The following is a 21,490-nucleotide window of genomic DNA, read 5'->3' on the forward strand; positions in this document are numbered from 1 at the left end:
GCCCCGTCCAACGGTTCGGGCTGGCGCCAAGGCAAGGCCGACCCCGACCCGCTCGACCCGAGCGACCACGGCGGTGCGCAGGGCATGCGGACTCAGCAAGCCGCCCGGCCATATATGGGTACGATCCTGGCAGAAATGACTTCGCACGGTGGCAGGGGCGCCGAGATCGCGAAGGACCTCCGGGCCGCGTTGAAAGCGGGGAAGCCGGTGCGTCCTTATCAAGGCCAAAGAAGATGTCAACGGTGACGGCCTCTACGCTGGTGCCGTGATCGAGGACTTCAAGTTTTAGCTGAAGGCGAACCAATGGCAACGCGCATTCCGCGCCACGACTTCCCTACGGACAACGCGGCAGAGGCCATGGAGCCGGTGGTTGCGGCTGCCCAGGAGGCCATCGAGGGGATCGAGGCGTCCGAGGACGACCGCTGGGACGCGCTGCCGTCCGCGCTTTCGGCGGCGAAGTGGCACTGCCTCCAGGACTCGGTGGCGGGCGATCTCAGAACCTGGGAGTCGTGGGTCCTGGCCATGCAGGTGGGATCCGCACTCTTCGTCGCCGGCACCGCGCAGGAAGGCCCGGTGACCTGTCGGGTCGGGACTCTGGACGAGGTGCGCAAGCTCCCTGCGACCGGTCCGCAGGACTACTTGCACGCCGGGAACTGGCTCACCGCGTTCTACTTGGCGCTCATCTGCCGCGAGAACGAGCGGGTGAACCAACTGGCCCAGGTCCCGGTGGAGTTCCTGCGTGCCTCAGGCGCGGAGTTCGACGAATACGTCTACGCCTGGATCGAGACCCTCCAGAACTTCTGGTTCGGCCGGGCGGAGACCTGGAACACCCTGGTCGCCGCGGTCAACGCCACCGATCCCCAGCACGCCCGGATCGCCGGCACAGAACTGATACTGAAGATCATCTACCCTTCGCTGGAGCTCTTCCAGCTCTATCTGCGCCGGGAGGACCAGGCGTTCAACGACTCCCTGGTGACGGCCCTGACCTGGCATAAGGAGTACTGGACCGCGAACGAGGCCCGTTCCCTCAGCGGTGACAGTCTGGTGGCCCTGGCACCGCTCGCGATCGCCTGCATGGCGTCTGACGCGGACATGTCGATCGAGGTCGAGTCGGAGTACCTCCCCAAGCACCTGCTGCGGCGCACCTGGGTCGGTGAGTTCGCCACGTGAGTCGTGCGGTGACTCGCCACCCCTTTCCCGCGCGGAAGCGGGCCTGGCCGTGCTCCACGAGAACACGCAGGAGTTGATCGACGGCCTGGAGGAACGCCCCACCAGACTGGGCGATGCCATGGGCACCACGCTCACTCTGGCCAACTGGCCGTGGTGTGCCGGGAACGGGAAAGGACCACGGCCCTGTGCCGGGTGCCGCTGTCCCTGCTTCGCGAGAACGGTTCGCGCTACGACGAGTTCTTCCAGGCCTGGATCGACACCCTCCAGACCTGCTCGCTCGGCGGATCCGATCTCGACCGGAAGCTGTTTGCCGCAGTTGACGGCACGGACCCGGAAGCCGTCACCGACCCGGAGGCGGCGTGCAAGCTGCTGTATCCGCCCATGGAGATGTCCCACCGGATCGTCCGCAAGGACCACGAGGATTTCAACCGTGCGCTCGCCGACGCCCTTCAGTATCACAAGGAGTATTGGGGCGAGGAGGACCGAGCCTTCACCATCCCGGGCCTTGTGGCGCTCGCGCCGCTCGCCATCGCCTGCTTCGCTCACGACGCGGGCATCCCCATCGAGGTCGAGTCGGAATACCTTCCCGCCACCCTCCTTGGGCGCAACTGGTGCGGCGAGTTCCCCACGTAAGACCGACCGGCGATCGGAGGGCGGCGTCGCGAGGGTGGGCCCGTGCATCTGCGGCGTTGTCCCTCACCAATGCTCCGCGTTGACTCGACCCTGCGCCTTGCACCCGCCCCCGCTCCTTGCTCCCACCCCCAATCGCCGGTCGGTCTCAGCCGTCGGCGGCGCGGCGGTGGTTCTTCCGCCGCGAGCCGAGGACGAAGGCGAGGATGCCCGCGACAAGAGTGCCCACAACCGGCGGAATCAGGTCCCCGGCGTCCTGGCCGGTGGCCGCGATGGCACCCCTCGTACCGTTGGTGGCGTCTCCCGTCGGAGACGACCCCCCGGTGGTGGAGGTCGCCGTAGGCGTGGCGCCTGGGGCCGTTGTGCGCCCGCCGTTCGTGCCCGAGCCGCCCGATGGAGTCGAGCCGGTCCCCTTCGCCGTGATCTCGAACGAGCCGACGAAGTTGTCCTGCCCGGGGTCCAGCGTGCACGGCACGCGGAACTCGTCCAGAGCGTCGCCGCCCGCTTTCTTCCCCACGACGTTCAGGACGATGTCGCCGACGGTGATCCGCGCGGTGCCCGGCCGGGTGAAAGTGGGAGTGAGCGCGGCGCCGGTCGCCGCGATGTCAAACGAACCGGATGCCGGGACGCCGGTCTTGGCGATGCGGAGGGGCACGACCCTGACCTGGCTGCCGGCCTGCGGCGCGGCCACTCTGATCTTCGCGTCCACCCTGCCCTCAACGGTCTTCACACCCAATCGGCCGAGCCATGGTGTGAGGGACGCGTCCACTGTCGTCCCCGCGCCGACGGCGACTTTCTTGCCGGATTGGCCGACCACGACCGACGCCGGGATATTCGCGTCGATCCGCGCCGTGATGTGCGGATCCTTGATCACCGGGACATCGCATGTGTACTTCAGCGTGAGCGAAACCGGTTGTGCGGCCGCGATTCCGGCTCCGGAAACTCCCACGACTCCGACGGCGGTCCCTAATGCCGTAAAAACCCCCAGGGCGATCCTCGCCCTGGGCCTTCCCGTCCTGCGCTTCGCAGTCATGTGCCGCCTCCGTTACTTGGTTCGCTGCGTTTTCCGTCGATACCTGATGGTGGGCTGATCCCGGAATGACACGTTGTTCTGGTCGCCGATGGTTCCGGGACTGCCGGGCCTGCTGAATTCGACCGGTGAAAGGTGTGGTGCGCGTGAAAGAATTGGGCCAGGTGGTCTTGGAGTTGAGCGTGGCGGAATTGGTAGACCGTGCCGGCCCGGCGCAGCACACCTCGCTGATGGGCGTCGTCCAGAAAAGCGATCACTGCCCAGGGCAGCCGACCTGTCAGCGGCAGCCACACACGTGACAGGGCCACCCACTGACCCCAAGCGGTGAAACTCAGCCCGTACCCGAGCCCGCCCCCGAACGCCGCCTCAAGCCCGAACACGAGCCCGGCCAGGAGCCCGCGGACAGGCTCGGACACCTGCCTGATGCCGGGCCCGTCCGGGAGCGCGAACCCGAACCCGATGGCGAGCCCGGCCGGGAGCCCGAACACGAGCATCCACACGAGCATATGGAAGACCACGTTCTTGCGGTTCGTGCTCAACAGGTCCCAGGCGCTGACCGCCCGTCGGATGTCGATGGGCGCTTCGAGCCAAGCCATGAGCACGAGCACGAACCCGGTCCCGAGCCCCACCTCAAGCGGGAACAGGAGCGCGCCCATGGTCCCGCCGTCGAGTCCGTCGTCGAACCCCACCGCCCCGACCACGTATCTGTCCAGGAGCACCAGCACGATCGCGGCCGGGAACCCGAGCCCGAGCCCGATCAGGAACCTGGAGACGAACGTGGCACGCGTCCGGCCGGTCCTGCCGAAGATCTGTACGCGTACGCGCGACGGCTCACGTGGCGCGGTCCTGGACACGTACCCGTACGCCAGGCCGAAGACCAGTCCGACGACGAGCCCGTGCAGGAGCCCGACGATGAGCCCCCGGGCGATCGCGAACCCGGGCCCCTTCTCAGTGGCGACCAAGTCCACGGGCACGTTCCCGATCGCGGTCGTCACCCCGAAGGCCAGCGCGGCCAGGAACCCGACCACGAGCATGCGTGACGAACGGCGCATGGTGGTGCCCAACTTCCACCAGGCGAGATCGTGGGTGCCGAGTTCATCCAGGTGCGCGGCGAGGTAACTGAGCCAGCGCTCGGCACGTTCGGGCTTCCAGCGACGGAGATCGCCAGTGCCGCCGCCGGTGGGTGTGGGGTCGTAGACGGCGGGGACGAAGCCTGCCAGGAGATGGGCTTCCAGGGCTTCGGGGGATGCGAACCGGGTGGTCTTCAGAAGCTCCGAGGGGTCGTGTCCGGGAGCGCCGCGATAGACCGTGCCGGCCAGGGAGACCATCAGTGGGGTGGTGAGCACCTTGGCGAGGTTCGCCGCGCCCGGGCTGCGCGGCTCCTCGCCCAGCTCGGCCAGGACCGGTTTCCATGCGGAGCTGTCCTCGCCGCTGTTTCTGACCGGTCGGCCGGCCCGGTGCAGGTAGTCGGCGTAGCTGTCTACGGTGAGGTCTTCCAGCTCGATGACGGCTGCTGCGGTGAGCAAGCGGGTTTCGTCCACGGCCTGGCTGTATTCCGCGGGGCGGCTGGTGAGCAGCAGCGGCGTGGTGGTGAGGTTGAGCGCTCGGAGTGCCGCGCCGTGCAGGCCGCTTGCGATCTCGTCGAAACCGTCGAGAACGGGAAGGATCTTGTCCTTGTCGAGCAGGGCATCGGCCAGACTTCCTCCGTGCCCGGCCGGAGTTTCCAGGAAGGGGTGGTCGCGCACCAGTTGGCCGCACAGCCAGTCATCCAGTGAGGTACTGGTCGGATCCCACGAACCCAGGGCGAAGATCACCGGTACCCGGTCGCCGGGGGCACGGGAGCTCAGGCGGTCGAGCACGAAACGCAAGGTCAGGATCGTCTTGCCCGCCCCCGCCTCACCCAGCACCACCAGGCGACGGGACGGGACGGACTCGTACACCTCCAGGATCCCGTCGAGTTGACCGTCCAGTGGGAGGGGCTCCGGGGCCGTTCCGGGCGGCGCTTGGCAGATGTTGGCCCAGTGATCGAACACATTCCGGTCGGTGCACCCGAAGCGCACGGCGAGCGTGAACGGGTCGCTCACTCGCCGCCGGGCCTCGCGATTCCACTGCTTGTGCACATCGTCGGCGAGTTTCCTGGTCGCCTCCTGCACTTCCGGCGCGTCGTCCGGCTCCGACGTGTTGTCCGGCTCCGACGTGTCCGGCTCCGACGTGTCCGGCAGTGGCGAGGGCGGCGGGATCTGGGTGAGTTGGTCAGTATGGGCCGGCAGACCGATCAGTTCGTTGAGTTCGTTGATCTGGGCTGGAGTGAGGCGGCGGTACCAGCGTTGCACCCGGCTTGCCGTGAGCCTGCCGAGCCCGTCGGTGAGGTGGTGCTCGCTGACCACCCCGATCACGTACCCGCCGCTCCACACCGCGGCCCCCGACATCCCCTCCCAAGGGGAACGGTGTGGCTCGGGGCCAGAGCCAGGAGGATCCATGGAGATCTCCAGGCCGCCCCCGCGCATGTTCGTCCACGGTGTGGTCCTGCCGCGCGCGTGGTGAGAATCCCGGAACCGCGTGGGGGTACCACGGTTCGGTGACGCGGTATCGGGGCGCAGCATGAACCTGGGAAATCCCAGCGCTTCACAATCCAGGGACCGCGTAATCTCGGCGAATTGCACGGGCGGGACCTCGGCGGCGCACCATCCGCCGGTGCTCGCCTCCTTCGCGATCTTGAGCACCGCGATATCCAAGGCGGAGTCCGCCCAGACCTGCTCGCCGGGCACCTCTGTTGTGCGATCGTCCTCGGTGAGAAAACGCAGTTGCACGGACACCGCGTCACTCAGCACATGCGCGGCTGTGAGCACCGCATCCCCACTCACCCGGTAGCCCGACCCGAGCTTCCTCGCGCCCGCGTGCTGTGTGGTGATGACCTGGACCACTCGCTGTGGGTCGAGCCCGTCCGGCTCGGACGCTCTGTTGTCCGCGGGATTCATCGCTCATCTTCATCGGCGAACCCGGAGACCAACGGAGAATGGCCCGACCCGGCGAGGGTCGGCTGTAATGCCAGTGTGATGCGCTGAGTCGAGGTGGCCCCCACTGCCGCCTCCGCACCGGACTCCACCACCAAAAACCGTACCTTCGCCCCCGCCTGCGCGGTTCGCTCCAGGGCGACCGACACCTCCAGTTCGATCGTCCCCAACTCGAAGCGCAGTACCTCACCCTTCGCCGCGACGACCGCCCGCTCCAACTCCTGCCGAAGATCCCTGATAACAGTGGCTAATTCGATCACTCCACGCCCCCTTGTCGAGCCCACCAGTCACCGGTAACCGAGGACTCTAGCCACGTGATGCGGTACTCGGTGGCGCAATTGGAGTTCACGTGTGTTCCTCTCCGGATCTTGGTGCGGGGAACAGCGCAGGTGAGAAGCCGGGAGACTTCTCGATGCGGGTCACTCATATGTGCCAAGTTCTTCAATGTGCCAGCAGATTCTGAAAGTTTGGTCGATAATTCGCGAGGCCATGCGGGATTCAGGAATTCGCCCTCGGTGGCCCGGGGCAGTACGGCGGGGCCGGGGCAGTACGGCGGGGCCGGACGGGCTTCAGCTCCGGGGCCTCCCAGAGCCGCGATCGGTCCCGGCCCGCCGGCCCCGCGCCAGGATGCCGGGTGCAGCGCCCGCCGGCCCCGCACCCGGATGCCAAGCGTTCGCCCGCCGGCCCCGCACCCGGACGCCAAGCGTTCGCCCGCCGGCCCCGCACCCGGACGCCGGGCGCTACGCCTTGCGGAGCCGGTCGATGATGCCGTCGAGATCATGGATGAACAGGTCCTGGCGGACGGAGTGGCCGCCGGGCACCTCGTGCGACTCGTGCGGGATACCGGCCCGGTCGAGGAAGCCGCGCCACTCCCGCTGGGTTTCGAGCACGGCCGTCTCGTTGAAACTGTCCCAGAAGGTCGGCCCGGGACTTGTGCCGGCGACCATGAAGATCCGCTTGCCGCGGTAGCTCTCGACACGTTCGCACGGGTTGTCCATGCTGACTCTGTTCTGGTCCCACGGCACGCCGTAGACGGTGGCGCCGCCCAGTTCGATGGCGGCGGAGGACGCGTTGGCCCAGTGCACGATCCCGCCGGCGATCCCGCCGGCGTTGCCACGCAGGCTGGCCGGGCCGGAGTGGGAGCTCACCGAGGCGAAGTGGCCCCAGTACTTGGCCGCGTACTTCAGCGCGCCGAAGCCGCCCATCGAGAAGCCGGAGACGGCACGGCCGTCGTGCTCCGCGAACGTCCGGAAGTTCGCGTCGATCCACGGGATGAGCTGGTGGATGTGGAAGTTCTCCCAGTTCCGCGGGCCGACGTTCGAACCGACCGGGTTGGAGTACCAGCCCGCGTGGCCGCCGTCGGGCATCACCACGATGATCGGCTTGCCCGCCGCCCAGTCGCGGATGCGCAGGCGGTCGAAGGTCATGAAGTCCTGGCCGTCACCGCCGCCGTGCAGCAGGTAGAGGACGGGGTACGTGCGTCCGCCGACGTGGTAGTCGTCGGGGAGCAGGACGTTGACCGCGGGCTTCCAGCCGATCTCGGCGGTCTCGAAGCGGTAGTACCACATGCGGGGGTCGCCCTCGCCGCGCTCCACGATGCGCAGCCCGAAGCCGTCGTCGGCCGCACTGGCCGCCGACGCCGCCGACGCCGTCGAAAGGACAGTCCCGGCACCGAGCGCCAGCGCGGCGGAGGCTCCGCCGACGGCCCTGAGAACATTCCTGCGGGTGGGGCGATGCTCGTTCAACACAACCTCCTGGTCGGTGAATCATCGGTAAGTGCGTGTGGACGCAGGTCAGTTGCGGGTGATCCAGGTGCCCCGGTCGGCGTTCCAGCGGATCGTGGCCCGAGGGGTGAGCGCGGTCCGGGGACCGACACCCGGCAAGGTAGTCGGGGGAGCGCGGGGCCCGGTATCCGGAACGATCCGGAGTGACACGCGCCCGGATCCGCGATGGACTCTGTTCGTGCCGATGCCCTGTCGCCGCGTGCCATCCGCTGTGCGGGGCAGGGTGGTTGACCGGCGGCGCACGGGGGACGGGTGACGGGGCTCGGAAGCCCCTAGCGGTGGAGGGCCCCCGGCGATCCCGGGAGCTCCCTCACCGTACGGGGGTCCTTGTACGGGGGTCCTTCACCGTACGGGGGTCCTTGTACGAGGGTCCCTCACCGTACGGGGGCCCTCCACCGTACGGGGGGCCCTCACCGTACGGGGGCCCTCACCGTCCGGGGGTGGGAGGCGGGCACTCGGGAACTGGGGGGCGGGCCTTCGTGCGCACGGCGGGCAGCCAGGCGGTGGGCCGCTCGAAGCCGCGGGGGAGTTGGACGCGGTACCAGGCGGCGGACAGTGTGTCCGCCTCGTCGATGATGGGCGTTCCCTGGGCGAGCCGGCAGTCGACAGCGAGTTCGTCGCCGTGCCACACCCGGATCGGTACGACGTTGTCGACGGTATAGGGCCGCAGCGGGTCGATCGCCAGGCCGAGACTGCACTGCCGGACCCGGTCCGTACGGCCCCGGCAGCTCTGCTCGGCGTTGAACACCCGGATCCGGCCGGTGGCTTCGGCCGTCGTGGCGCCGGGCCTGCCGGATGCGGCGTCGCGCTCGATGTGCGGCCAGATGTGCGGCCAGATCGTCGCGCCCACCGCGCACACCGCGACGGTGACGAGCGCGGCGCGGGTTCGTCTCCAGCGGCGCGCCGCCGGCCGTCCTGACCGCTCCGCTGTGTCCGCCTCGGTGGCCTGCCGGTCGTTGATGCGCGCCAGCAGACTCTCGGCGGTGTGCTGAGCGCGTGCGGGGTGGGTCGGGGCCAGGCAGTCGACGGCCAGCGCACGCCAGAACGGCGGCACCGCGCTGTCCAGGCGCAGCGGCGCCCGCCCGTCGGCGTACTCCTGTGCGGCGGCACCGCGCGCCATGGGTGTGGCGCCGGGGAACGGCGAGGCGCCGGAGGCGAACAGCTCGTGGATCGTGATGCCCAGGGCCCAGATGTCGGCGCTCGGCCGGACCTGAACACCGTGTTCGCCGAGCGGCGCTCTCCAGCGCTCGGGCGGGAGGTAGTCGAAGGTGCCCATCGGGGGCGCGTACCCGTGGGTGCCGTGGGTGCCGGTCAGCTGTGTGACCAGCCCGAAGTCCGAGAGCTTCACCGAACCGTCCGCCATGAGCAGGATGTTGTCCGGCTTGAGGTCGCCGTGCACCCACCCGCCGCGGTGCAGATGGGCCAGGCCCTCACAGATCTCGGCGACCAGCCGGGCACCTTCGGACTCGGTTACCCCGGTGCCGAGCAGATCCCGCAGACTGCGCCCGGCCCGCTCCATGACCAGCACGATCGCGCCGTCCAGGAGGGGGCGATCGGGTTCGGCGAGTACGAGGGTGTCCAGCAGGCGGATCAGCCTCGGGTGGGAGGACCGGCGGCCGAACTCGACCTCGCGCCCGGCGGTTTCGGTGACCTTGCGGGCCTGGCGTGGTGCCAGCCCGGCGGTTGGCAGAACCTTGAGCGCGACAGCGTCCTGTCGCGCCGCCCCCGTCCGGTCGCCGTCGCCGCCCTCGGCTAATCGTCCCGCGTAGACAGTTGCCCAGCCTCCGGCCCCGATCCGCTCGGTGACCTCCCAGCGGCCCACGCGGTAGCCGCGCGGAAGGAATTCCGTGTGGTCACTCCCCGATGTGTCGGCCGGGCCGCGCACCGTGTCCCCCTCCGGCCGGGAGGCCGTCACGGTGTACGGGGCGCCGTCTCATCCCGCGGCCTTCCTCTGCGCCGTCGCCCTGGGCCGCTCCCGCGCACCCGTATCGGTCCGGGGCGGCAGCAGCACGAGGTGTTCCTCCCGTACCAGACCGAACCGCAGCACGAGCCCGACGACGGCCTCCCGTTTGCCGTTGCGGCGGGCTTCCCTGCGGGGCTCGTACTCGGTCGGTGCGCTGATCCGCATCTTCTCGTCGGCGAGGTAGTCGATGTGCGAGCTGACGGCCCGGGCCGTCAGCCGGCCGCACGCGGCGTGCCCCTTGAGCCGTTCGACGATTTGGGGAGTGGTCGGCACCGCGACGGGTGACTCGTCACGCAGCCGCGGTTCGCAGAGCGCGACGAGGATGAGGAAGTAGAGGGCCGTCTCATCCAGGGAGTACGCCGTGACGGTGCGGCTTCCCCAATGCCCGTCCATGGCGTCCGGGTCCAGGTAGACGTGGTCGGGCGCGAACACCTGGAAGGCGACCGTGGTGTCGCGGCGGGTGGGCAGCACGACCCGCGAGAACTCGAAGGGAATGGGCGCTCCGGCTCGCCGTGGCGGCACCCGCAGATACTCCCCCGCCCCTTCGGGGTTCTCCACCAGATAGCTCTGCGTCGTACTGAGGTTGCTGAGCTGCCAGTGATCGTCTGTTACCCGGATCTCGCCCGCGAGCCGGGAGATGGCCTCGTCGTCGAGACGGAGCTCGACCGGAGTCGTCGCGGAACCCCGCCCGAAACGCGCCACCTCCCCCGGGCCCAGCCGTAGCGTCACCGCGTCACAGCACGGCTCACCCGCGGCTTCTCCCCTCGCCTGCGGCACATGGACCACTACCCCGCCCACTGTCCCCCCTCACTCCGCGTGACCAATCCTCGCTCAGGCCGAACGTTACACATCCTGAACAGCGGCCACGCCCGGGATTTGGCCGATTTCATGCCATCTGGGCAAGCGCGCGGGCGGTGCGCGGCTGCCGCGTCCGTGTGTGACGGGAGTTGACGGCTTCGCCGACCTCAACCATCACGTCCGCGACGTTGACCGGCACGCCTTTACCACGGAGTTCCGCGTGGAAATCGGCGAGGCGGGGCCGCTCGTAGGTGAGGTCGTCCGCACGCACCGCCTTCGCGATCACGCCCACGGCTTCCCGCATGCTCATGTCGCGTTCACCTGATGCTGGCCCTGATTCGGTGGTGGGCCCTGGCGGTGTCGATGGAGCGGCGCGAGTCACGGGAAAGGGGACTCGCGATACGAGACGGTCCCGCGGCCCGGTGGTGCGAGCGGTGGGCGAAGCCCCTCCCCGCAGAGTGTTCCTGCGAGTCGGGGCACGTGGAGGGGGCGGCAAGGCTTGAGAGATCCAGTCAATGAAGAAGTCCGGATGGCTCCTCGGAGTGGGACGGGGAGGGTGGGTCCGTCGAGGGCGATGAGCTTTCCCGGGCCCCGGCCGGACGGGCGGGTCAGCGCAGTCCGGCGAAGAGATCGTTCTCGGGTACGGCCACGCCGGTGGCGTCCTTGACACGTAGGAAGGTCTCTATACCCATCAACTCGCCGAACCTCTCCTTGCCCATCTTGAGGAAGAAGATGTTCTCGCCCTGGCTGGCGTGCGCGGCCAGCGCATCGAACTTCTGACCGCTGAATGCGGTGGTGTCCACCCACGTGGTGATCTCATCGTCGGGGAGGCCGATCTCGGCCATCGCGGCGGCCTCGGCAGGATCCGGCTCCGGCATGTCCTCCTGAAACTCACGCATGGTCTCCCCGAACCGCTGCATCATCGAGCGGGGCATCGTCGTCCAGTACACCTTCGGTGTCAGGGCGGTCATCTCCAGCGCGGCCATCGTGATGCGGTGGGCCTGGATGTGGTCGGGGTGGCCGTAGAAGCCGTTCTCGTCGTAGGTGACGACCACATCGGGTCGGTAGTGCCGCATGAGTTCCGCGAGTCGGGCCGCGCCTTCCTCCACGGGGGTCCGCCAGAAGGATCCGGGGGCGTCGTTGCTCGGCCAGCCCGTCATCCCGGAGTCGGCATAGTCCAGCATCTCCAGATCGCTGACCTTCAGGACGTCACAGCTCGCCTCGAGTTCTTGACGGCGCATCGAGGCGACGGCCGCCGGATCGTGGCCGGGATCGCTGGGCTTGACACCCCCTGGCCCGTCACCACAACCGCCGTCGGTACACGTCACGAGAACCGTGCGGATGCCTTCCGCCGCGTACCGCGCGAGGACCCCGCCGGTTCCGGTGGCTTCGTCGTCGGGGTGGGCGTGTACTGCCATGAGTGTCAAAGGCCGGTCAGTCATGAAAAACAGTCCTCCTGCAGAACTACGTCTTGGTCCGAGTGGGCCGTGGGCGTACCGCGATCCCGGGGCCCGGATCCTGGTGGGGCGGACGACCTCGTGGTCTCCGTGTTCCCCGCCCGCGCGGCGCCGGTTCCTCGGTTGCAACCGCGTCGGCCGGACCGGTTGTTCCCGGCGCGGCCGCTTGACCTTCCAGGCGTCGGGGTTTCAACGCTGACGAGGTACAGGCGCGACCTGCGCATCCCAGCGCCACGTCGGATCCGACTTCCAACCGGCACCAGCCATGAGATTCCGACACGAAACTTGAAACCCTACAGCGGTCCCGGGGCCCATTTCGCCGGGGCAGACAGGAAGGGTCCACGAAGGACTGGCCATGCGGGGGCGGGCCCGACGTCCTCGACTTCGTGGGGGAGCGCGGTGCGGCCAAGGAGCACCAGCCCAGGCTCGCCGGTGCCAACGACGCAGTCGTCCGCCGCCGACGCATGTCAGTAGACCCGGGATCTGGCGTCGGCTCGGTCGTCGCCGCCCACCGACTCGTGTCCCCGCTCCCGAGGCGCTGCCCAGTGGCTAATCTGACGCACTGTTAGGGCATTTGTGGCACGCGATACGGTGCGCGGGTTTTGAGAGGTCTAGACAAGCGAGTAGCACCAGGTCTCTGAACTGGGGCTTTCCGCGGAGCGGGTGACGAGAATCGAACTCGCGCTCTGAGCTACGGCGCACATCACCGTCACCAAGAGCAGATCACCGAGCTGGGGCCGTCCGCAGCGTTCGAGATGGCCGTACCGTACCCGCTCGGCGATCCGGAGCGGGCCGAGATCGGCCGGACCCTGCGGGATGCGCAGCGGCTGCTGATCGTGAGGGAGATGCGGGCGTCAATCCTGGAGGTCAGGCGGGCGCTGGAGTGAATCCGGCAGAACGTGGACCGGGACGACCTCGGGTCGAAGGAGCTCGGCAACCAGTGCAGCCAGGTTGAGCGGTGGTGGCGGATCCGGGACGCCCTGTACGGCCAGACGTGCGGCGCCCTGCACAGCGACGCGGTCACCAGGGACTTCAATTACGACCGGGCCGAAGCGGAGACCCTGTTTGAGATGACCGCGGCACTGCTGCGGAACGTGCCCGACACCACCACTATGAGGACCAGGGGACCGCCAGCGACCATGGCGCGGCGAAACCAGAAACCGCTGTATTGCAGCCCCCTACACCGCGTACCGACTGATTTCCCGTCCTGCTCACCACAGAGACGGGTCTGCCGCTGATCCATCCGTACGCTCCGGTGACGCCCGGCCACTACGTCACGCCCGGAACGGGCGGGCTGTCTCAGATCATGATGCAGCCGTTCTGCTGGGCGTTCCTCGAGGATGCCGTTGCGGCACCTGTCATCGCTCCTGTTGCCAAGACGGTCAAGCAAACGAGGGTGGTGACCGTCAGGATTTTGCGCACGCGCGAGGTTCCTTCCGTGTTGATCATGGAGCCGGAAGGGTATCAAAATATCGAACACGCGACACATTGGCAGATGCGAGTTCGAGATTTGTTCTATTCTTCTCGCGCTGCGGAACGGATCCCTGTTCCATACTCGCCTATGTGTTCGATATCATTCAGGCGTCGGCTAATTCTACGCGCATCAACACCGTCTCGGTGTCGAACTAATTCGAATGCCTGACGTAATGTCATGCGCGCTTCATCGATGTCTCCCGCCGCGAGTCGCACCTCCGCCAGCAGCGTCCGCGCGGCGGTTTCCTCGTCGACGTCATGGGTGCGGGTGGCGACAGCCACCGCTGCTCGCAGCCGGGCCGTCGCGGCGGCCACGCGGCCGTCGGCTAAGTCCGCGCGCCCGAGGCAGCGCAGTGCCTGGGCCTCGTGGTGGGCTGTTCCTATGTCCTGCGCGATCTTCAGTGCTTCGAGGAGATGTCGGACGGATTCCTCGACGCTCCCCAGTCGCCAGTACGCCTCGCCGATCCCGACCAGAGTCTCGGCCTGGCTCTTCCGGTCACCGAGCGACCGGAACTCCGAAAGCGTCTCACCGAACAGGACAAGAGCCGCTGCGGACTCACCCGACCCCGTGAGGGCTTCGGCCAGATTCCTGCGTACGGTCGCACGGTCGTATCGGCTTCCGTCGGCTTCCAGGAAAGATAGGGATACCTCGAACGAACGACGGGCCGACGCCAAGTCGCCGGCCTGCATCTGTAATTCCCCGATATTGTTGAGCGTCTGGGCGGATGCGGTCTCGTCACCCGCTTCCCGGAAACCTGCGAGAGCGCTGCGGAAATGCGCTAGTGCCCGATCACGTTCCCCGAGGAATAGCATAGTCACCGCTATATTGTTTCGGCTGCGCGCCTTGTCCCAGATATCACCCGAGAGTGACTTGATGGCGAGGGATTTCTGGAGCAGGACGAGAGCCTTGCGGTTCTCGCCGAGATGCCAGTTCAGCGTGCCAAGGACTCGTAGCGCCTCGGCCTCGGCAGGTCCGTCGCCCAGCGCACGCGCGAGCTCCAGCGTCCGCTCCCCCGCCTCCGCGGCCTCCGCGTAGCCCCCGATGCTCGCGTCCGCCGCACAAAGGCCGATCAGGGCACGGCAGAGTGCCAGCTCGTTGTCTTTCGTGCGGTCCCAGTGGACGACGGCATGTCGCAGGAGCTTCTTGGCATCCTGCCAGTAGCACTCCGCCTGCAGGAACCCCGCCAGGATGCAGGCGAGTTGGGCCGCCCGCTCGGGGGCGCCGTTGCGCCGGAGGTGGTCCTCGACGGCCAGGAGGTTGCCGCGTTCCGCAGCGAGCCAGGAACGCGCGGCGGCAGAGTCCGGAAAGGGCGGCGGAGGTGTCGACGGGAGCGGCGTCGGTGCGTCCAGCCGTACGCGGCGGGGATATGCCAGTCGGTCCGCGAAGCCGGCTGTCGTGACGTAGAAATCCGTCAGGCGAGTGACGGCCTGCCGACGTTCCTGCTCGCTGTCCTCTGAATTGGATAGACCATAGGCATATTCGCGAAGTAGATCGTGGTAGCGATAGCGGTCCGGTACGGGCTCCCTGAGCAGGTGACACGCCAGCAGGCCTTCGAGCAATCGCTCCGTCGTATCCTGCGGCAGACCCAGCAGGGCGGCTGCCGCGTCGGCGGTGAAATCGGGTCCGGGGTACAGCCCAAGACGGCGAAACGCGGCCCGTTGCTGCGCGGTGAGAGTCCGATAGGAGAGAGCGAATGCCCGCGTCATCTCCTGTTCCTGATCCGCGGTGCGAATCTCCGCCAGCCGCCCGGGACTTCGGGCGAGACGCTCGGCGAGGACGCCGAGCGTCCAAGACGTACGGGCCCGGAATCGATGCGCCACCAGTTCGATCGCTAGGGGGAGATACCCGCACAATCTTACGATCCGCGCGGTCTCAGCGATGTCGCGGGTGCGTTCCTCTCCCGCGAAGCCGCGGAAGAGTGTGATGGCGTCCTCCTTCGACAGGACGTCGAGCGGGACCGACAACGCCTGCGGGATACCGGTCAGATGTCGACGGCTGGCGATGATTGTCAGGGACGGTGACCCGCTTGGCAGCAGCGGGCCGAGTTGTTCGGGTCCGGTCGCGTCGTCCAGGACGATGACCACTCGGCGCTCGGCCAGCATGCTCCGCCACAGGGCCGTACGTCCTTCCAGCTCCGCCGGAATGGAGAAGGCCGGCGCTCCGAGCAGCCTCAGCAGAGTCGCCAGCGCCGCCCTCGCGGTGAGCGGTTCCTGGGCGGGTGAATGCCCGCGTAAATCGATATATAGCTGACCATCCGGGTACCTCTCGGCGAGCAGGTGGGCAGCGGCGACGACCAGGGCCGTCTTGCCGACACCCGCCATGCCGCTGACTGCTTCCACGGTGACGACCGATCCGCCGTGCGCGCCCTTGTCGGCGATCACCGAGCGCAGCGCCTGTAACTCCGACCGGCGCCCCACGAGCGACGGTTGCTGGGGCAGATTCCGGGGCGGCGGCACATCGGGCGGGAGTCCGGCAGGCACGGGCGCCTCAGGCACACCGGCAGCAGCCGTGAGCGGACTGGCCGTTCGCTCCGTACCGCCCCCGTGCGCCAGCTCACGTGCCGGTACTCGGGCCAGCACACCCTGGTGGATCGTGTTCAACTCAAGGCCGGGGAGCGCCCCGTACTCCGCCATTAGCGACTGCCGGACCCGCTGATGGACCCGGAGTGCGTCCGCGTACCGTCCGCTGCCGTAGTAGGCGAGCATCAACTGCCCGAGCAGGGTCTCATCCCCGGGATACCGCTCAACCAACGCGGACAGCTCGCCGACCTGTTCAGCGAAGCGCCCCAGCCGCAGTCCGGCTGCGATGCGTGACACGCTGGCGCTCAGTCGGGTCTCCGCGAGCGTTCGCCGTACGGTTGCCGCCCAGAACCCGGGCAGACCCGCCAGTGCCTCGCCCTTCCACAACTCCTCCGCACGGGAGAGGAGTTCGACCGCCCGCGCGTCACCGTCACTGGTGAACGCCGTGTCGACGAAGTGCTGGAAGCGCTGCCGGTCCACGGAGTCACGCGCGGTCCGGAGGATGTAGGTGTGCGCCCTGCTCACGATGGTGGGTGCGCCCGGTCCCGTACCGGCCGCCCGCAGCCGTCGGCGGATACGTGAGACATAGGTGTGCGCGTTTTCGCGAGCGCGTGCGGGAGGGTCGCCGTCCCAGAGTCGTTCCATCAGCTCGCTGATCGCGACAGGACGGCCCACATCAAGAGCGAGCGCGGCCAGTAACACCCGTTCTTTGTCCGATCCGAGCGTCAGCCAGTGCCCGTTCAGCCGAAGCCCCACCGGTCCGAGAATCTGGAATTCCACCAGCGCCCCCGCTGGTCCGTCGGATGGCTCACAAGCATGACATCACGCGGCGAATCCCGCCATACACCGTTGCCATACTTGGCGCGATCCGTTCTTATTCCTGATGGTCATTCCAAGCCGTGCCGGGGTAGGACCCGAAAGAGTCCGTGTAATTGGCAATCGATCTGCGGGGGCGGATGGATGTGTGATTCGAGTGCGGCCTCGCAAGGGCCCCACAGGAATGAGATCAGTGGCGAGGCGAGACTGTACGGACCCACCGTCCAGGCCCGTGAGGTGCACGGCGGCATTCATTTCCACCACGCGCCGGCCGCGCCCACGCGGCCCGCGCCACCGCGCCAACTGCTGGCCGTCCCCGCCCACTTCACCAACCGGGAAGGGGATCTCGCGTCGCTGAATGGTCTTCGTGACACGGGACTGCCGCTGATCGTCGTCAGCGGTCCGGCAGGAATCGGCAAGACGACCCTGGTGTCTAAATGGCTGCGTTCGCTGAGCACGGAATTCCCCGACGGGCAGCTGTACGCGGACCTGCGTGGGCACTCGGCGGGTGGGCCGGTGGGGCCTGCGGAGATCCTTGGCCAGTTCCTCCGGGCACTGGGCGCCGGGCCACCGTCCGCGGACGCGGTCGAACTGGCGTCCCTATGGCGGTCCTTCACCGCCGACCGGCGGATCGCGGTCATGCTGGACAATTCTTTCACGGCCGCCCAGATCCGGCCGTTGCTGCTCGGCGGTCCGGGCGGCCTCGTGGTCGTCACCAGCCGCCGCAGGCTGACCGGCCTGCGTATGGAGGGAGCGGGCTTTCATCAGCTCGACGCGCTCGGTCCGGCCGCCGGTGTCGAACTGCTCACCCGTGGGATCGGCGCGGACCGCGTCGCGGGCGAACTCCCGGCGGTCCGCCGCCTGGTGGCTCTCTGCGCGGGCCTTCCGCTCGCGGTCTGCCTGGCGTCTGCTCGGCTCGCGACACGGCCGAGACAGTCGGTGGGGGCGCTTGCCGACGCCCTCGCCCGGAACGCGGGCGGTGGCCGACTGGCCGCCCTCGAAGTGGAAGGGGAGACCTCGGTGCACAAGGCTCTGGACGCGTCATACGCGGTGCTGAGCGAGGGGGCCGCGCGCCTGTACAGGACGCTCGGTCTGCTCCCTGTGCGTACCTTCGACACGATGATCGCCGCGGCATCCTGCGGTGAGTCGCCGGAGTGGGCGGAGCGCCGACTGGACGAACTGGTCGAGGCGAACCTCGTGGAGGACGTCGGCCCGGAGAGCTGTCGCTTCCATGATCTCGTACGGATCCACGCCCACGACCGCGCCCGGGAGGACGACCCGAGCGCGGCCCGCGAGGAGGCGCTGCGGCGATTCTGCGACTGGTGCCTGCGCACGGCGACGGCGGCTCAGGAGCGGCTGACCCCGGTGCAGTTCACGCTGCCCAGGACTTACGTTTACCGGTCGGATCTTCCGCTGCCGTTCGCTGATGACGTCGCTGCGCTCGGCTGGCTCGACTCCCATCGGACGCAACTGCTGGGTGCCGTAAGGCTCGCGGCGAACAGTTACTGGTACGACACGAGTTGGATGCTCGTGGACGCGCTATGGCCCCTTTTCTTGCGATTACGCCATTACGCCGAGTGGATCGAGGCGCACGAGATCGGCCTGGAGGCTGCCCGACAGGCCGGGAACAAGGCGGCCGAGCGCCAGATGCTCAACTCCGGGGCCATCGGCCTGGGGGCCGCCGGCCGTACAGAGGAGGCCGCCGCCTGGTATCGGGACTCCCTCCAGGCCGCGCGCGAAGCCGGGGACGTACGGGACGAGGGCCAGGCGCTTCTGGGCCTCGGCGCGTGCCATCGCGAGGCCGGGCGGCCCGCCGATGCCGTGATGTACCTGAACCGGGCGATCTCCGTGTGGGAGGGCTGCGGTTACCCGCGAGGCGCGGCTCTCGCCCGTACCACTCTCGGCGAGATCGCCCTCGCGGCGGGCGCCGCGAACGAGGCGGTCGACTGCTTCACCCGGGCCCATGCCGCGATGGTGGTGGTGAACGACCCGCATGACGCCGCGCGGGCTCTCGCCTTCCTGGGCCGCGCCGGTGTCCGGGCCGGCGCGTACGCGGAGGGCGTGGCGAGGATGAACGAGGCGCTGGCGGTCTTCACCGGGTCAGGAGCGGCCTTCTGGCAGGCGCGCACCCTGGAGATGCTGGGTGAGAGTGCCGCGGAGCACGGTGACGCGACGGCCGCGGAGGATTTCCTCGCGCGGGCCCTCGCTCTGTTCGCGACCACGAGCCCCGCCGACGCGCGTCGGCTCGGCGGGGACGGGCCGGCAGGGTGAGACCGGGCCGTGGTCGACGGCCCAGTCCCGGTGGGTGGTCGGACTTGTGCTGCTCAGTGGGACGGTGCGTCGTGGGCGTACGGCCATTCCCGCAACGAACGCCCCGCCACCAGCCAGGCGTGCAGGCACGACGGCAGCAACGACTGCTTTGCGGAGGCTTGATACGGCCGGTAGGGGCCGTACGGTACGAGGACCACCGACCGGTCGGAGCCGCCGACCACGGCCCAGCCGCTCGCGCCTCTGGCACCAGCACCGGCCAGGGGCACTGCGGCGATGCCGCAAGCCGGGTGGGCCGAAGTGAGCTCCGCCAACCGGTGCAGTGCGTCGACGGCCGAGTGCGCCCGGCTTCCCTGGAGTACATCCGCGCAGTCCAGCAGGGAGCCGTCCCGGCAGGCGTCCACGTCCACGACGAGGTGTTCGTCGATGACCGATGTGCCGTGGTTACGGTCCGCAAGGCTCAGCCGCACTTCGAACGATGTGTCGGTGCAACGCGCGTGCAGCACATCCGGAAAGGGGCTCGCCTCGACTACGACGAAACGCTTCACGCCGACGCCTCCCCGTGTACCGACGCCCACGCGGCCAGCGGTAGTGGCGGCGGCTCCGGCAGCGGGACGGTCACCGGCTCGTGCGCGGGCTGGCCCATCCCCAGGAGCCCGTACATCAGCCTGCGCATGTTTCGGTTGAAACGGCCGGGCTCCGACGTGATGCGCGACCTGATCGCGGCGTACTCACCGGGACGGTACTCCCTGGCCGCGTAGTCGAGTTGGTCCACCAGCGGGTGGGTGGGGGACAGCGTCGGCGCCTGGGCGGCGAGGGCTGCGGCGGGCGACGACGGATTGATCTCCGGCTCCGACGATGTGGCCAGCAGCATCGGCGCCCCGGTGAGAGTCCCGTAGAGAGTGACCGAGCCGTGATCACCGATGATCCAGTCCGCAGCGATCAGGACACTGCGCCAGTCCGCCTCAGGTGGCACGACCCCGATTCCCAGTTGACCGCACCGTGCCAGCCACGACCTGACTTGATAAGCGCCGTGCCCTGCCCACACATTGGGGTGGACGAGCAGGGCCGTACGGTAGCGCGCCGCTGGCAGCTCGCCGATCAGCCGTGGCAGTAGCGCGTCGAACCGGCCGAAGGACGAGTGTGCTCCCCAGGTTGAGACCGCGACGACGAGTTTCTGTCCTTCGGTGAGCCCGAGCGCGCGGCGGTACGCGGCGCGCAGCGGCAGGCTGGCGGTGATCCGGTCGTGTACGGGATCGCCGGTTACGTGTGTCAGCGGGAGTGCCTCCGGACAGTCGCGCGCGAGCTCGCGCAGCTCGGCGTGGTGCGGCACGACCACGGCGGCCGGCAGCCGCCCACCGGGCATGAGGTCCTGCCTGCGCAGCCCTGCCACGCCTGCGTTCGCTCCCTCGATCACCCGCTTCAGGTAGTTGGCTCCGTGCGGCAGCGTGATCAGCGGCGCGTCTATGTACTGCACGCCGCGCGGCCCGGCGGCGAGGGCGAGATCGAAGGGCATGCGAGTCGCCTGGTCCCACGGCAGCACCACGCTTCCCAGCCTCGCGAGGAATGCGGGCACGTCGTCGCCGAAGGCATGCGGCGGTGCCGTGAAGACGACCTGGAGCCTGAAGTCGGCTTCCAGCAGGGAAAGAACGTCGAGCAGTCGTTTCCCGTACGTCATGGTGTGGACCACCGCGAGTACCTTCTTACGCCCCACCAGTGTCAGCCACTGCCGTGACTCAGCCACGTTCGCCTCGATGGTGCCCGTCTCGAACCTGCTCGCCTCGGTCGTACTCGATCCGGTCGTACTCAACGCCGACATGGCGTCCCCCTGTTGATTCTCTCCGAGTTTCACGAACTGCTTCTGCCGACGGGATGCCCGGCAGGGGGGACGGAAGGCTCGACGAACCCTTGCGAGAACCTTGCAGCGTTCTGCGGGGCAGCTGACAGCGCTGTGGGCGCTAGTCGGTGGAGCCAGTCCAGTGCGGTTCCTCGGCGAGGATGTCCGTGTTCTGGTCCATGCGGGACATGGTGAACACGATGCCGAAACCGTCGCTCTTGGTCAGCGCGTACTCGGTGGTGAACTTGCCGGTCTTGCCCGGGGCGAGCCAGTCGGCCATCATCCGGGCCCATTCTCGGTGGAGATCGCTTCCGTCGTACCGCCGGTGGAGGCGCTTTGCGCGTCATAGCCCAACGCGTCGAGGTCCACGGGCTTCCTGGACCCGTTGGCGATGTCGTACGAGAAGCGGAGGCGATGAATGCCTTATATCGCTCGCCCTCGGGTGAGGCGTTTCCCCTCCTTGTTCCGACCCTCTGCCTTGTGGGGGACGCGTGAGTAGTGACGGCTCGACGTCTAGTAGTTGTGAGCGGCTTGAGTGGGAGAGCGTTGCGGAAGATGACCGATGGCGCCTGGGCGGTAGGGTCGCGGACTCCGTTGTTGTACGGCGGTGATCGACCCCCGGCTCCTCCGCTTCCGGCTCCTGCCCAAGGCGTCCAGCGAAGGTGACGGAATTCGGGGGTGAGGCTGGCAGGGCGCCGGCCCCACCCCCGCAGCTGTGTAGTGCAGTTCG

17 protein-coding genes are annotated in these 21,490 nt (G+C 68.4%); 4 read left to right on the plus strand and 13 right to left on the minus strand.

What is annotated here, in order from left to right; all coding sequences use genetic code 11:
• Positions 1-303 precede the first annotated feature (303 nt).
• Together ACIQD6_RS34650 and ACIQD6_RS34655 are read left to right on the plus strand one after the other, a co-directional pair.
• Positions 304-1,170, plus strand: coding sequence for an immunity 49 family protein (locus tag ACIQD6_RS34650; RefSeq protein ID WP_401890594.1), 867 nt, complete (start codon positions 304-306; stop codon positions 1,168-1,170).
• A gap of 153 nt (positions 1,171-1,323) precedes the next feature.
• Entirely contained in the window at positions 1,324-1,803 is a 480-nt protein-coding gene (locus ACIQD6_RS34655) for an immunity 49 family protein (RefSeq protein ID WP_401890597.1), read from the plus strand.
• A 145-nt stretch (positions 1,804-1,948) separates the two neighbouring features.
• On the opposite strand, the gene ACIQD6_RS34660 is transcribed toward ACIQD6_RS34655, so the two are convergent.
• The 8 genes from ACIQD6_RS34660 to ACIQD6_RS34695 form a co-directional block, all read right to left on the minus strand.
• Entirely contained in the window at positions 1,949-2,833 is an 885-nt protein-coding gene (locus ACIQD6_RS34660) for a DUF6801 domain-containing protein (RefSeq protein WP_401890599.1), read from the minus strand.
• Positions 2,830-5,808 (minus strand): NACHT domain-containing protein, encoded by a 2,979-nt coding sequence (locus ACIQD6_RS34665; RefSeq protein WP_401890602.1) that lies wholly within the window; start codon positions 5,806-5,808, stop codon positions 2,830-2,832. The genes ACIQD6_RS34660 and ACIQD6_RS34665 overlap by 4 nt, the downstream gene beginning before the upstream one ends.
• Complete coding sequence (locus ACIQD6_RS34670) at positions 5,805-6,104, minus strand: trypco2 family protein (RefSeq protein ID WP_401890603.1); 300 nt, start codon at positions 6,102-6,104, stop codon at positions 5,805-5,807. The genes ACIQD6_RS34665 and ACIQD6_RS34670 overlap by 4 nt, the downstream gene beginning before the upstream one ends.
• A gap of 480 nt (positions 6,105-6,584) precedes the next feature.
• Positions 6,585-7,589: an alpha/beta hydrolase gene (locus tag ACIQD6_RS34675; protein WP_401890606.1), complete on the minus strand. Its 1,005-nt coding sequence runs from the start codon at positions 7,587-7,589 to the stop codon at positions 6,585-6,587.
• A 466-nt stretch (positions 7,590-8,055) separates the two neighbouring features.
• Positions 8,056-9,513, minus strand: a complete 1,458-nt coding sequence (locus ACIQD6_RS34680) for a serine/threonine-protein kinase (RefSeq protein WP_401890609.1) — start codon at positions 9,511-9,513, stop codon at positions 8,056-8,058.
• A 48-nt stretch (positions 9,514-9,561) separates the two neighbouring features.
• Positions 9,562-10,389 carry a serine/threonine protein kinase gene (locus ACIQD6_RS34685; RefSeq protein ID WP_401890611.1) on the minus strand — a complete coding sequence of 276 codons (828 nt, stop codon included), beginning with the start codon at positions 10,387-10,389 and terminating at the stop codon, positions 9,562-9,564.
• Between the two features lie 88 nt (positions 10,390-10,477).
• Positions 10,478-10,699 carry a hypothetical protein gene (locus ACIQD6_RS34690; protein WP_401890613.1) on the minus strand — a complete coding sequence of 74 codons (222 nt, stop codon included), beginning with the start codon at positions 10,697-10,699 and terminating at the stop codon, positions 10,478-10,480.
• A gap of 298 nt (positions 10,700-10,997) precedes the next feature.
• On the minus strand, positions 10,998-11,831 hold the full coding sequence (locus ACIQD6_RS34695) for a PIG-L family deacetylase (RefSeq protein ID WP_401890616.1): 834 nt from the start codon (positions 11,829-11,831) through the stop codon (positions 10,998-11,000).
• Positions 11,832-12,601: 770 nt separating this feature from the next.
• Here ACIQD6_RS34695 and ACIQD6_RS34700 point away from each other — a divergent pair.
• Entirely contained in the window at positions 12,602-12,733 is a 132-nt protein-coding gene (locus ACIQD6_RS34700; RefSeq protein ID WP_401890618.1) for a hypothetical protein, read from the plus strand.
• 412 nt (positions 12,734-13,145) lie between these two features.
• Here ACIQD6_RS34700 and ACIQD6_RS34705 read toward each other — a convergent pair whose 3' ends face one another.
• Positions 13,146-13,295, minus strand: coding sequence for a hypothetical protein (locus tag ACIQD6_RS34705; protein ID WP_401890621.1), 150 nt, complete (start codon positions 13,293-13,295; stop codon positions 13,146-13,148).
• 66 nt (positions 13,296-13,361) lie between these two features.
• A complete protein-coding gene (locus tag ACIQD6_RS34710; protein ID WP_401890623.1) occupies positions 13,362-16,619 on the minus strand; it encodes an AfsR/SARP family transcriptional regulator in 3,258 nt (1,085 codons plus the stop codon).
• Positions 16,620-16,892: 273 nt separating this feature from the next.
• Here ACIQD6_RS34710 and ACIQD6_RS34715 point away from each other — a divergent pair, with 273 nt between their 5' ends.
• Positions 16,893-18,926 carry a tetratricopeptide repeat protein gene (locus tag ACIQD6_RS34715; protein WP_401890626.1) on the plus strand — a complete coding sequence of 678 codons (2,034 nt, stop codon included), beginning with the start codon at positions 16,893-16,895 and terminating at the stop codon, positions 18,924-18,926.
• 53 nt (positions 18,927-18,979) lie between these two features.
• Here the strand turns inward: ACIQD6_RS34715 and ACIQD6_RS34720 are convergent, their stop codons facing one another.
• The 3 genes from ACIQD6_RS34720 to ACIQD6_RS34730 all read right to left on the minus strand — a co-directional run bounded on the left by ACIQD6_RS34720 (position 18,980) and on the right by ACIQD6_RS34730 (position 21,043).
• On the minus strand, positions 18,980-19,471 hold the full coding sequence (locus tag ACIQD6_RS34720; protein WP_401890629.1) for a hypothetical protein: 492 nt from the start codon (positions 19,469-19,471) through the stop codon (positions 18,980-18,982).
• Positions 19,468-20,637 carry a hypothetical protein gene (locus ACIQD6_RS34725; RefSeq protein WP_401890657.1) on the minus strand — a complete coding sequence of 390 codons (1,170 nt, stop codon included), beginning with the start codon at positions 20,635-20,637 and terminating at the stop codon, positions 19,468-19,470. Before ACIQD6_RS34725 ends, ACIQD6_RS34720 begins: the two co-directional genes overlap by 4 nt.
• Before the next feature lie 244 nt (positions 20,638-20,881).
• On the minus strand, positions 20,882-21,043 hold the full coding sequence (locus ACIQD6_RS34730) for a hypothetical protein (RefSeq protein ID WP_401890631.1): 162 nt from the start codon (positions 21,041-21,043) through the stop codon (positions 20,882-20,884).
• Positions 21,044-21,490 lie beyond the last annotated feature (447 nt).

Origin of the sequence: Streptomyces sp. NPDC088400, assembly GCF_044753355.1 — a bacterium.
Taxonomy (GTDB): domain Bacteria; phylum Actinomycetota; class Actinomycetes; order Streptomycetales; family Streptomycetaceae; genus Streptomyces.

Excerpts from the sequence above, each read along its gene's own strand:
- ACIQD6_RS34650 (WP_401890594.1), top strand. The coding sequence starts at position 304 with ATGGCAACGCGCATTCCGCGCCACGACTTCCCTACGGACAACGCGGCA.
- ACIQD6_RS34660 (WP_401890599.1), bottom strand. The coding sequence starts at position 2,833 with ATGACTGCGAAGCGCAGGACGGGAAGGCCCAGGGCGAGGATCGCCCTG.
- ACIQD6_RS34665 (WP_401890602.1), bottom strand. The coding sequence starts at position 5,808 with ATGAATCCCGCGGACAACAGAGCGTCCGAGCCGGACGGGCTCGACCCA.
- ACIQD6_RS34690 (WP_401890613.1), bottom strand. The coding sequence starts at position 10,699 with ATGAGCATGCGGGAAGCCGTGGGCGTGATCGCGAAGGCGGTGCGTGCG.
- ACIQD6_RS34695 (WP_401890616.1), bottom strand. The coding sequence starts at position 11,831 with ATGACTGACCGGCCTTTGACACTCATGGCAGTACACGCCCACCCCGAC.
- ACIQD6_RS34700 (WP_401890618.1), top strand. The coding sequence starts at position 12,602 with ATGGCCGTACCGTACCCGCTCGGCGATCCGGAGCGGGCCGAGATCGGC.
- ACIQD6_RS34705 (WP_401890621.1), bottom strand. The coding sequence starts at position 13,295 with ATGATCAACACGGAAGGAACCTCGCGCGTGCGCAAAATCCTGACGGTC.
- ACIQD6_RS34730 (WP_401890631.1), bottom strand. The coding sequence starts at position 21,043 with ATGATGGCCGACTGGCTCGCCCCGGGCAAGACCGGCAAGTTCACCACC.